At 57.9% G+C, this 11,592-nt stretch carries 9 protein-coding genes and 1 tRNA gene; 5 read left to right on the top strand and 5 right to left on the bottom strand.

Annotated features, from left to right (window positions below):
• Positions 1 to 48: 48 nt before the first annotated feature.
• The 4 genes from yajC to LOC68_RS26150 form a co-directional block, all read right to left on the bottom strand.
• A complete protein-coding gene (yajC, locus tag LOC68_RS26165) occupies positions 49 to 435 on the bottom strand; it encodes a preprotein translocase subunit YajC (protein ID WP_230224684.1) in 387 nt (128 codons plus the stop codon).
• Between the two features lie 183 nt (positions 436 to 618).
• Positions 619 to 1,746, bottom strand: coding sequence for a tRNA guanosine(34) transglycosylase Tgt (tgt, locus tag LOC68_RS26160; protein ID WP_230224682.1), 1,128 nt, complete (start codon positions 1,744 to 1,746; stop codon positions 619 to 621).
• Positions 1,747 to 1,959: 213 nt separating this feature from the next.
• A complete protein-coding gene (locus tag LOC68_RS26155) occupies positions 1,960 to 3,288 on the bottom strand; it encodes a DNA-directed RNA polymerase subunit alpha C-terminal domain-containing protein (RefSeq protein ID WP_230224680.1) in 1,329 nt (442 codons plus the stop codon).
• A 205-nt stretch (positions 3,289 to 3,493) separates the two neighbouring features.
• Positions 3,494 to 3,566 (bottom strand) — tRNA-Thr (locus tag LOC68_RS26150).
• A 703-nt stretch (positions 3,567 to 4,269) separates the two neighbouring features.
• Between LOC68_RS26150 and LOC68_RS26145 the strand changes: the two genes are divergently transcribed.
• The 3 genes from LOC68_RS26145 to LOC68_RS26135 all read left to right on the top strand — a co-directional run bounded on the left by LOC68_RS26145 (position 4,270) and on the right by LOC68_RS26135 (position 7,991).
• Complete coding sequence (locus LOC68_RS26145; protein ID WP_230224678.1) at positions 4,270 to 5,217, top strand: diacylglycerol/lipid kinase family protein; 948 nt, start codon at positions 4,270 to 4,272, stop codon at positions 5,215 to 5,217.
• 69 nt (positions 5,218 to 5,286) lie between these two features.
• A complete protein-coding gene (gene kdsA, locus LOC68_RS26140; protein ID WP_230224675.1) occupies positions 5,287 to 6,114 on the top strand; it encodes a 3-deoxy-8-phosphooctulonate synthase in 828 nt (275 codons plus the stop codon).
• Positions 6,115 to 6,131: 17 nt separating this feature from the next.
• On the top strand, positions 6,132 to 7,991 hold the full coding sequence (locus LOC68_RS26135; RefSeq protein WP_230224673.1) for a tetratricopeptide repeat protein: 1,860 nt from the start codon (positions 6,132 to 6,134) through the stop codon (positions 7,989 to 7,991).
• 89 nt (positions 7,992 to 8,080) lie between these two features.
• Here LOC68_RS26135 and LOC68_RS26130 read toward each other — a convergent pair whose 3' ends face one another.
• Positions 8,081 to 8,944 (bottom strand): phosphoribosylaminoimidazolesuccinocarboxamide synthase, encoded by an 864-nt coding sequence (locus LOC68_RS26130; protein ID WP_230224665.1) that lies wholly within the window; start codon positions 8,942 to 8,944, stop codon positions 8,081 to 8,083.
• Positions 8,945 to 9,134: 190 nt separating this feature from the next.
• Between LOC68_RS26130 and LOC68_RS26125 the strand changes: the two genes are divergently transcribed.
• On the top strand, positions 9,135 to 10,616 hold the full coding sequence (locus tag LOC68_RS26125) for a hypothetical protein (protein ID WP_230224663.1): 1,482 nt from the start codon (positions 9,135 to 9,137) through the stop codon (positions 10,614 to 10,616).
• 57 nt (positions 10,617 to 10,673) lie between these two features.
• Complete coding sequence (locus LOC68_RS26120) at positions 10,674 to 11,588, top strand: SMP-30/gluconolactonase/LRE family protein (RefSeq protein WP_230224661.1); 915 nt, start codon at positions 10,674 to 10,676, stop codon at positions 11,586 to 11,588.
• Positions 11,589 to 11,592 lie beyond the last annotated feature (4 nt).

Genomic DNA, 11,592 nt, shown 5'->3' with positions numbered 1-11,592 from the left:
GATAACTCCAGTATCGCACGGGGGCCGAATTGCCGCCGCTGTCGTGTTTTATGATTCAGCCGAAGCTTTTTCTTCGTTTCGCTGATCGCTTTTGCCGTTATTTTCTTTGTCCAGCACACGCGCGATGGCGCGCATCTTCAATCGCATCTCGGCGTTGGTCTTTTCGTCAATTCGGACAACCACTTCGCCTTGGTCTTTTTTCACGCTCACCACGGTCGCCACGATGCCGCCGATCGTTTCGACGCGATCGTTCTTTTTCAAGTTGGAGATCAGGTCCTCCATCTCTTTGCGTTTCTTCTGTTCAGGACGCATCAAGAGAAAGAAACCGATCAACAATAGCGCCGGCGGAATCAACCACAACAACGTATCGACGATCCCCCCTTGGCCTTGTTGGGCCTGGGCGAACAGAGCGAAGTAAGTAGTCGTCAAATCCACAGCGTCGTCACTTTCCCGTGGTTTCCCCACTCCCCAGCTGCGGGAAGGGGCGGCGTCGCGCTTTCCGTAGAAAGTTCGACAGCCTCAAGGCAAGGCCCGATTAAGGACGTGAAACTCAACATAATAAGACTTCACAAAAATGACGGCAATAGCAGCAATGCCGCCAGGCGGGGGCGTAACGACTCATTCATCGCCGTTTCGCCAACCGTTCATCTTCTGCTCATAAAAAGCCTCGAAGCGATCTTCCTCAATCGCCTGCCGAGCTCCGGCCATCAGTTGCTGGTAATACGCCAGGTTCTGGAGCGTCAGCAAAATGGGTCCGAGCATCTCTTTCGCCATGAACAAATGCCGGATATAGCCCCGGCTATGTTGACGAACCCGCTCAGGCGAGGTCGGCGAGATCGGACGCCTATCGGTCTGATACTTCGCGTTACGTAGCCGCAAAGTACCTTCGTCGGTAAACGCCAGCGCATTGCGGCCATTCCGAGTCGGCATCACGCAGTCGAACAGATCGACCCCGCGACGAATCCCTTCCAGCAAGTCTTCCGGGCGCCCCACCCCCATTAGATAACGGGGACGGTCCGCCGGCAGAACAGGGCAGGTCGCGTCCAGAATGCGATACATCTCCGGCGGAGGCTCGCCAACGCTGAGCCCGCCGATCGCATAGCCAGGAAACTCCAACTCCCCCAATTCCTCAGCACAATAAACCCGAAGATTTTCGTCCAATCCTCCCTGAACGATCGCAAATTGCGCCTGATCGGCCCTGGTCGCCGCTTGCTGACAACGGGCCGCCCAGCGAATCGAGCGATCACACGCCTCGCGGATCACCTTGGCCTCGTTGGGCAGCGAGACGACATGGTCAAGAACCATCGCCACGTCACTTCCCAGGGCCTCCTGGATCTCAATCGAGCGTTCCGGCGAGAGCGAGATCTTCGAGCCGTCGATATGCGAGCGGAAAACGGCGCCTTCTTCCGTGATCTTCGCCATCTGGGCCAGGCTGAAAATCTGGAAACCGCCGCTGTCGGTCAGAATCGGGCCTTTCCAGCCCGAGAATTCGTGCAGACCGCCGAGTTCACGGACAATCTGCTCGCCAGGGCGGAGCGAGAGATGATAGGTGTTCCCCAGGATCATCTCGGCGCCGGTTTCGCGAACCAGACCGATCTCAAGCCCCTTGACGGTCCCTTGCGTTCCGACCGGCATAAAAGCAGGCGTCTGCACAGGGCCATGCGGCGTATGAAACACGCCGCGTCGGGCCTTGCCGCTCTGCTGTAGCTTTTCGTAGCGAAACGGTCGCTCAATCGTCGATGTCACCGGCTGTTACTTCTCTTCGACGCGCTTCATGAATAGCCCGAAGCGCAAGCGAGGGAAATGCGGATAGCAAAATGACGAATGACGAAGCTCGAATGACGAACCCTCTTTATTTCGTCATTCTGGTTTCGACATTCGTCATTTCATGGAGACGGCGTCTCCTTCACATGCGCTTCGGGCTACGAAGGATTTGCGAAGGATGCGTACCAAGAGCCACTAGTCGCCGCGAAGCTTCAAGTTGTTGGCGGTCAACTTTTCGCGGACTTCGTTGAGACTGGTCACGCCGAAGTTCTTGCACTCCAGCAGTTCGTCGCCGGTGCGACGGACCAATTCGCCGATGGTCGAAATGCCCAAGCGGACCATGCACTTGCGAGCACGAACCGACAGGTTGAGTTCCGAGATCGGACGATCGAGCAACGCCTGTTCGTCCGGCGACAGACCAGCGACTTCGATGGTCGGTTCGGGCGTTCCCTTGTCGGACGAGAACTGTCCCAGCTCCAAGCCCTTCGAGTGCAACATCTCGCGAATCTCGATCAACGAGGTTTCGCCGAAGTTCTTGCTCGAAAGGAGCTCCTGCTCGGTGCAGCGGGTCAGATCGCCAAGCGTCTGAATCCCCATCTTCTGCAAGCAGTTGCGGCTGCGGACCGACAATTCGAAGTCGGTGACCGGAATGCTGAGAACCTGAGCGATGCGATCGCGCTTCTTCTGGGCTTCTTCGTCGTAGAACATGTCGCTCGACGCCTGGGCGTCTTTGAGGAACATGCGAGCGCGGGGCTCATTCGGATAAGCGTCCAGAATTCGCGAGTAGCAGTGAGCAGCCTTGTCGAACTCGCCGCGATCTTCGAGCAGGATGCCCAAGTTGAGCAGCGTACCGACATGCGTCGGGAAGCAAGAGGCCGCCTTCTGATAGTAGCCGAGCGCTTCCTCATCGTTGCCGCGGCGATCGTTTTCGAGCGCCAAACCGAACAACGCGCCGGCGTGGGTCGAGTCCGATTCGACGGCACGTTCGTACAGGGCGACCACTTCGGCGGGATTACCGCCGAGAGCGGCGACCGTGGCGCCACGCTGATACAGGTAATCGGCGGTTTGCTCGACTGGGCCGAACAGGTCGTCCAGCTGCTTCATCGCCGTGTCGCTGCGGCCCGCAGCGCGAAGGGCTTCGACGATCGCCAACTGGCATTCATCGCGATTGTAGCCGGCGGTTTGAGCGGCTTGATAACCTTCGATCGCCTTGTCGAAGCGATTCAGGGCGTAGTTGGCTTTGCCCAAGTAGAAGTGGGCGAGGGCGCCGCCGTCAGCGTTCGACAGAACTTCGATCGCGCGATTGTTGCGTCCCAAGACGTACATGCAAACGCCAAGGCGAACATTGGTCGCCGGCGAACGCTCGGGCTGACTCGCTTCCAGTTCGGCGACGCTGTCGCGCAGAACGGCGAAGCTGGCGTAGTCTTTGGAAAGGAGGCGGATGATCTGACGAATTTCTTCGGGGCCGAATGTCGTGTTCGACAAAACGACATGCTTCAAATCAAAATCCAAACCTTGAACCATCCGTCGATTCTCCCAAATCAAGTGGCGGTCAGACGCATCGTCATCCCAGACGAGCGACGTGGCAGCCGAAGATCCCCGCAAGATCGCGGGCAATTACATGGCGAACGGCGTAGAAGCGTCGCTTCGAGGGGGAAGCCCTCGCCATGCTCTCGGCGCCCTCGTCATTTTCTAGGCGAGTGTCTAGCGGAGCGTGTGATCACAAAAGAGCCAGCGGTGGGAGTCGAACCCACAACCTCAGCATTACGAATGCTGTGCTCTGCCAATTGAGCTACGCGGGCAATGCCGGAAACGACTTATAGTGCCACAACCGGCACGATTCGTGAAGGGGGGATGCCTATTAGAAGAATTTTTCGTGCCAAGAAAGGTTCGCGGGGCAGAAAAACTTCTTTTTCGCCGAGAAGAGCCCCGGCAATTTGGCCAAGAAATAAAAACTGGGGCCAACTGCCGCGCCAACACGTGTCAGCACACTGGATCGTCAGGGGCAAGGCAAACCACCCAGTGCAGAACGACAGCGGCCCCACGGGCCAGCTTGCCACCTCCTCCGAGGAGATGGCGATCGACCCTAGAAGCAACCGCCGGACCAAACCCAACAAAGGAGCCCCATAAAATTGCGCAACCACAATGAAATACAGCACTTAAAATTTTTCCAGAAACGCAAAATCAACATTCTCAATCTGAGACGCGAAATAGATCGTTGGATGTTGCTACATGCGAATCAAACACTCCACCCAAAACGGTGGATTTTAGCACTTCCTGCATAACCATGTTGAGGCAACGAAATCTGCAACACTTTTCTACTAAACAAGTTACACAGATGAATAACTGTTTAAAAATGAGAATCCGCGATCAGCCACCCAAAATGGCCGGGCCGGAAGTCTCAATCTGAAACAGCAAACCTCCACGAAATTCGCCTGTCTCTATCCTGGCCAATCGATACGATGGAGCATCTTTGTTTCCAGCCTCTCTCCCGCAGTAAGCTCCGTGAACTTCCAGCCATTTCCAGCCAGCGAGCCGGGGAAGATCGTCCTCTTCTACAATCCGATTGCCGGCCCGCTCCATCGACACGACAAGATCGATCGACTGGAAGCCCGTCTTCGCCGGCTCGGACATGAAGTGATCTCCGCCACGAAGCTGACCGACCTGGAAACGATGGTCGATCCGTCAGTGCAATTGGTGATTTCGGCTGGGGGAGATGGAACAGCCGCAGCGGCGGTCGCACGAATCGGGGCGGAAGTTCCGCTGGCGATCTTTCCAACCGGCACTGAAAACGTTTACGGAAAATACCTCGGGATCAACAATTCGACCGAGGCGTTCGTCGAGTTTCTGTCGCGTGCGATGATCTGTCCGATGGACGCCGCGACCGCCAATGGCCGTATTTTTCTGCTGATGGCGGGGATCGGGTATGACGCCGAAGTGGTCCACCAAGTTGCCGCGCATCGCAAGGGTCACATGACGCAATCGGCCTATTTCGGCCCGATTTTGCAGACGACCTGGAGCTATCCATTTCCCAACTTGCAGTTGGAATTGGAGAACGAATCAGGCGAGATTGAGCAACTCGCCGGCAAATGGGCCTTTGTCGTCAACGTGCCGCGCTACGCATGGGGCATGAGCTTCGCCCCGCAAGCGGTTCCCTGGGACGGACTGCTCGATCTTTGCATCTTGCCGCAGGGAGGCCTGGCGCCCGGAATCGGTTATCTTTACTCCATCATTCGCGGCGGATTGGACGCTCGCCGCGATGTAACCTATCGCCGCTGTCGACGAATCCAGATCACCAGCGACTCGGTTGACGTTCGCTTTCAAACCGACGGCGATCCCGGCGGCCCGCTGCCGGTCGAGATCGAGGTCGCGCCGGCTCGTTTTCGCTGCCTGGTTCCACGAGAATTTGCCGAAAATCACCGCCAATTAGCGGAGGATGGCGCGGTTTTATGAAGTTCTCGCGCGGCCCTGGTCAAGCGTTCCAAGTAGAATCAAACTGAAACAAACCCCGAAGGAGCGAGCGTGGGCGGAACGGCCAAAATCAACAATCTTACGTGCGGCGACGGTCAACCTTTGCTGGTGGTCGCCGGACCTTGCGTGATCGAGAACCTCGACCTTACCCTGTCGATCGCAGAGCGTTTGAGCGAGTTCGCCTCGCGTCTGCCGATCCAGTTGGTCTTCAAGGGATCATTCGACAAGGCGAATCGGACCAGCGGCAGCGCCTTCCGCGGCCTCGGCATCGACGAGGGACTGCGCGTTCTCGACGAAGTTCGCCGCCGTTTTGACGTCCCGACGACCACCGACATCCACGAGACGCATCAAGCGGCGAAAGTCGCTGAGGTCTGCGATCTGTTGCAGATCCCCGCGTTTCTCGCTCGCCAGACCGATCTACTGCTGGCCGCGGCGAACACCGGCAAAGCGGTTAACGTAAAAAAAGGGCAGTTCATGGCCCCCTGGGACATGCGGCACGTCGTCTCCAAGCTGAAAGAAGCGGGTAACCCGAACGTCATGCTGACCGAGCGGGGAACCTTCTTCGGTTACGGCCGGTTGGTCAACGACATGCGGGCTCTCCTCGAAATGTCGGCCCTCGGCGTTCCGGTGATTTACGACGCGACCCACAGCGTTCAGGAACCTGGCGGTCTGGGCGCAGCGACCGGCGGCAATCGAGCGATGGTTCCTCCCATGGCCCGAGCCGCCGCAGCGGTCGGCATCGACGGCCTCTTTTTTGAAACTCATCCTGATCCTGACAAATCCCCCAGCGACGGCCCGAACATGGTTCCGCTCGATGAGGCGGAAAAACTCCTCCGGCAGGTTCTCGCGGTTCGCGAAGCTGTCTCTCAAAACCAATAGACTACGATCCGACAACCATGCGATTTTCCTCTCTTCTCGCGCTGCTGACGCTCACTTCGCTCGTCTTGGGTTGCGGCGGCTCGAAACCGAAATCAAAGCCAAGCGATAAACCCGCCGCTGCGATGACGGCTGCCGCGAAACAAGCGTCGAGCGACGCGCAGGCCGACATGCTGCAACAGGCGCTGGTGCTGTTGGAAGACCTCGATCAGTTCAACGCCGAAGTCGTTCAGCGCGAAGTGCTGCAAACGCTCAATCGCTGGCTCCACAATCGGAAGCTTGATCCCAACTGGAAAACCGATCCACTGGTCGAAACGTTGCCGGAAGAGGTTCGCAAAATGTCGCGAATGGATAACCTGGCGACCTCCTACTTCCGCGATCCGAAGTATCCCGGCACCTTCCGCGGCAGCGATTTCGACTACATCGAAGGGTGCGTCTGGGCCTTTTCGCTCTCCAGCTACATTCGCGAAAACGCCGACCTGCCGACCGACCTGGCTGCTTGGATCAAGTCGCAGCCGAATCTAACGACCAGCAGTCAACGCGACGATTTGCGAACCGCGTATCTGCTGTTCGACTGGACCGTCCGCAACATTCAGCTTCGGAGCGAAGCGAGCCAATTCGCCCCTGGTACCGCCCGCGAACCGTGGGAATCGCTGCAGATTGGCTACGGCGATTCGGTTGAACGTGCTCGCATCTTCAGCAACATGGCGCGGCAGCAAGGCCTGAACGCCTTCGCGCTGGAACTGACCGGCGCCGACGGCAAACCGGCCGCCGATGTGGTTGGCGTCGAAATCGGCGGCCAGATTTTCCTCTTCGACGCGGCGTACGGCCTTCCGCTGACGACCGGCGAAGGAATCGCCACGCTCGCCGAAGCGAGCCAAGGCGATGGCGTCGTCAAGGGAATGTCGTCGTCGAAGTACGCCTATCCGTACGACGCGAAGAGCTTCCAGAACGCAACCGGCCTGATTGACGCCTGCAGCACGGCGCTGCTGCAATCTTCGTCTCTCCTCGAATCGCAACTGACCGGCAAACTTCGTTTGCGCCTGGCGGTCGAACCATCCAAGCAGGCCGAAACGCTCAAGAGCGCCGGCCTCGCCAAAGTCCGACTGTGGGATGTGCCGATCTTGGCCGAAGATGGACTTCGCTTGCGACTTCGCGATCAGCCGACCGCCGGCGCCGCGCAACCTTCGCTGGCCCAGCAGTTTTACATGGAACGCCAGATGTATGACCAAAGCTCGCCCCTGGCGATCGGTCGTTTGCTCCATCTGATGGGCCGCTTTGATAACGAAATCCAGCGTCCGGGCGCTCGCAAGATGTACCTCTTCGCTCGCAGCTTCGACCTGCAAATGCAGAAGCTCAACTTCCGCGAACAGGTTATGGTTCTGGAAGAGCAGGGGCTTCGTCTTCCCCGAGATCAAGAGCAACAACGATTCTTCGTCGAAGCGATGGTCGCCAACGCAAAAACGATCAAAATGATCGCCAGCTACCAACTGGGACAGATCGCCCTCGACAGTCGTCAGTATCCGTCAGCGATCGATTACTTCGAGGTCCGCACGCTCAAGGAGTTTCCGCAGGTTCCGTTCGCGTCGCAAGCTCGCTACGGACTTGCCCGGGCGAACGTCGGCAATGCCGACGGAGCGAAGGTGACTGCCGAAGAAAAATCTGCGGCGTTCAAGACTGCCGTCGATTGGCTCACCTACATTGACGACATCGCGTCGCCGCAGCGCCGCGGCAATACCCTACTGGCGGAACGCCTGATCCCGCCGGCGAAAACGGAAGAGCCGAAGGCTGAAGAACCCAAGGCCGAAGAACCGGATGCGGAAAAGGGCGATCAGCCCAAACCGGAGGAACCGAAGTCCGAGGAAGAAAAGCCGGAGTAGGATCTGCGATCCAACCAAGACTCACAAAAAAAGGCGCTGCGCGATAACTCGCTGCGGCGCCTTTTCCGTTTCGTTTCGCTTCCCGCAGGTTACTTCCAGGGGAACGATTTTTCGGTCAGCTCTTCGTACGCTTCGATGTACTTCGCACGGGTTCGGCTGACGATTTCGGCCGGCAACTCGGGCGGAGCGCTGTTCTTGTCCCAGTCGGTCGTTTCCAAGTAGTCGCGGATGATCTGCTTGTCGAACGACGGCGGGCTGACTCCGACCTGGTATTGATCGACCGGCCAGAACCGCGAGCTGTCCGGGGTGAGAACTTCGTCGATCAGCAGCAATTCGCCGTCGATGATGCCCCACTCGAACTTGGTGTCGGCAATGATGATCCCTTTTTCGCGGGCATAGGCGGCGCCGCGAGTGTAGATGTCGATGCTCTTGTCACGCAGCGTCGACGCCAACTCTTCACCGACGATTTCGCACATCCGCTCGTACGAGATGTTGATGTCGTGGCCAGACTCTTCCTTGGTGGCCGGCGTGAAAATCGGCGTTTCCAGCTGAGCGCTCTGATCAAGACCGGCCGGCAACGGGATGCCGCAAACGGTGCCGCTCTTGCCGTATTCCTTCCAGCCCGAACCGGCGAGATAGCCGCGGACGACGCATTCGATCGGCACAACTTCGGTCTTGCGGACCAGCATGGCGCGACCTTCGAGCGAGGCCAGATCGGTCCCAGCGGGGAGATCGAAATCGGCCACGTCGGTCGAGATCATATGATTCGCAACGCCGAGCTTCTCAAACCAGAAGCGGCTGATCTGCGTCAGAACCCGCCCTTTGTCGGGCAGAGCCGACGGGAGAACGTAGTCAAACGCACTGGTGCGATCGGAAGCGACCAGGAGCAACTTGTCTCCCAAATCGTAAATGTCACGTACTTTTCCGTGCCGAACTGGCAAGTCAATAGTCATGGCAAACCACTTGTCGTTGAGTCAAAAATCCTATAAGCCGGGCAATCTTAACAGACGGACGAAAGAGTTGCCTAGTACGCACCAAAAAAGCAGAGGTGCAAGAATTGCGTAAACCGATTAGACTAGAGAGCTTACGCACTTGGGCCCTGCGGCTATTCCTGTTACCGCTTCTGCTAGAGGTTCGCCCCCCGTGGGAACACTGCGATTTTATGCGCCGCCGATCGATCAACTTTCCCGTCGCTACGACGCCGCATATGTCGTTGATTACGACCAAGTTCCGCGCCGCTCGAAGGTCAAACATGACGGCAAAATCCTGTCGATTGAGTTCGAAGGGGATGACTCCGTTAAGATGCGGATCCCCTGGAACGTCGACGAATCGCGGTCGTACATGTTGGTGACCTGTTCGCTTCGCCCCCGAACCGAACCGTATCACTTGGCGCTAGAAGTTGCGCGCGGAGTTCTCTGCCGTTTGAAGTCGCTGGTCGCCGTCTGCGACGCCGCCGATATCGAACAGACCGAAGCGTTTTACGAGGCGCTCGGCAATGCGATCGATGCGTTTACGATCGCCGCAACTCGCGACCATCACGGGACCGCTTCGCAACAGGCCGCACGAGACTGCATTATCCATACGGCAAAAGCTTTCGCCCACCTGACCGCCGTCTATCGTGATGCGGCGATCGACTTTATCCAAGAGCATGCGCCGCACCGAACGTTTCTGTACGGGATCAATATCCGCAACACGCATCCGTCGGCCGACGCCTCGGCGCTGTTGCGTCCCACGTTCAATACCGCCGTCGTAACCCCGGTCTGGAAAGACTGCGAGCCGAACGAAGGGCGATTCGACTTCGACAAGGTGAAAGAACGGATTCGCTGGAGTCGCAGCCAAGGTCTGCGCGTCGTCGGCGGACCGGTCGCAAACCTCGACGAATTGCACGTCCCCGATTGGCTCTATCTGTGGGATGACGACTTTACCAGCGTTCTCGGCTTTCTGATGCAGTACGTCGAAACGACGACTCGCAATCTGAACGGCATGATCGATCTCTGGTATTGCTCGTCCGGCATCAACACGACGCGCGACTTCCACCTGACCGAAGAGCAGCAACTTCGCCTGCTGGTCGGCTCGATCGAAACGATGCGTCGCAACGATCCTCAGACGCCGGTACTGGTCAGCTTCGATCATCCTTGGGGAGATTACCTGAGCCACTCCCATCGCGACTTGTCGCCAATTCACTTTGCCGAAGAAATCGTCCGAGCGAACCTGGGCGTCACCGGCGTCGGCGTCGAGTTGAATTTTAACGATTGCGACGGCGCCGTTTTCCCCCGGGATCCGTTCGAGGTGATTCGCCTGTTGGATCACTGGGGGATGTTGGGACTGCCGCTCTTCGTCACGCTGACCTTCCCCAGTTCCCGGCGGTTCGACAAACGGGCCCAGCGGCAGATTTCGGACAACAAAACCCCGACTTTTCCGATCAGCCGCCGGCGCCAGCGAGAATTCGTCGAGTCGCTGGTCCCGCTGATCCTGTCCCACCCCCAAACCCAGGCGATTTTCTGGAATCAGTTCTCCGACGCCACCCCTCACGCCTATCCGAATGCCGGTTTGTTCGATCGTCGGGATCGTCCGAAGTCAACGCTACGAAGTTTACGAGAAATTCGTCAGCACTATTTGACTTAACTCTCTGGACGGGTTCCACTAACAGAAAGACCCGCCCCCGTGACGATAGGCCCCGCCATGATCAAGACCGTTCTCGCCGCTTCCGCTCTCTGTCTGTCGGCAGCCGCGTTGTACGCCGCCGAGCCGATCCCTGGCATCGGTCCCGTCGGCGAAGTCAAAACTCTGCAGAAGAATTTCGCGTTCACAGAAGGCCCCTCGTCCGATAGCGCGGGGAACCTTTACTTCAGCGACATTCCCAACGACCGCATCTATCGCCAGGCTCCAGATGGCAAGATCGCTGTCTTCTTGGAACCGGCAGGGCACACCAACGGTACGATGGTGCGCAGCGCACGATTGCTCATCTGTCAGATGGACGGTCAGTTGGCGAGCGTTTCGCTGAGCGGCGACGATTACCAGGTCCTCGCCGGCAAGTACGAAGAAAAACGATTCAACGCGCCCAACGACTTGGTCTGCGATATCCAAGGGGGCGTCTACTTTACCGATCCTCGCTTCCGAGCGCCCGATCCCTGGCCGCAAAAGGTGGAAGCGGTTTATTACCTCTCGGCTGACGGCGTCGTCACTCGCTTGATCGACGATATCGTTGCGCCCAACGGCGTGATCCTTTCGATCGACGAAAAGACCCTCTACGTCGTTCCTTCGATGGAAACCAAGCTGTACGCCTACGACGTGCTTGGACCAGGAAAACTCGGAAAAAAACGGGCCCTCTGCCAATTTCGCCAACCGGAAGGCGAAGACAATCAAGGGGGCGACGGTCTAACCATCGACGAGCATGGGAACCTGTACGTCACGACCAAACTCGGCGTGCAGGTGATCAGCCCGAAAGGTGAGATCCTTGGAATCATTGAATTTCCGGAACATCCGGCGAACGCAACGTTCGGCGGACCTGAAGGAAAGACTTTGTTTGTGACGGCCCGCACTGGGCTTTACTCTGTGGAAATGAGCGTAAAGGGACACCAATTCCCTGGTGAATAGCGCA

Source organism: Blastopirellula sediminis (assembly GCF_020966755.1).
Taxonomy (GTDB): Bacteria; Planctomycetota; Planctomycetia; order Pirellulales; family Pirellulaceae; genus Blastopirellula; species Blastopirellula sediminis.
This window is presented reverse-complemented; position numbering and strand designations above follow the sequence as displayed.

Excerpts from the sequence above, each read along its gene's own strand:
- LOC68_RS26120 (WP_230224661.1), top strand. The coding sequence starts at position 10,674 with ATGATCAAGACCGTTCTCGCCGCTTCCGCTCTCTGTCTGTCGGCAGCC.
- LOC68_RS26130 (WP_230224665.1), bottom strand. The coding sequence starts at position 8,944 with ATGACTATTGACTTGCCAGTTCGGCACGGAAAAGTACGTGACATTTAC.
- LOC68_RS26135 (WP_230224673.1), top strand. The coding sequence starts at position 6,132 with ATGCGATTTTCCTCTCTTCTCGCGCTGCTGACGCTCACTTCGCTCGTC.
- LOC68_RS26155 (WP_230224680.1), bottom strand. The coding sequence starts at position 3,288 with ATGGTTCAAGGTTTGGATTTTGATTTGAAGCATGTCGTTTTGTCGAAC.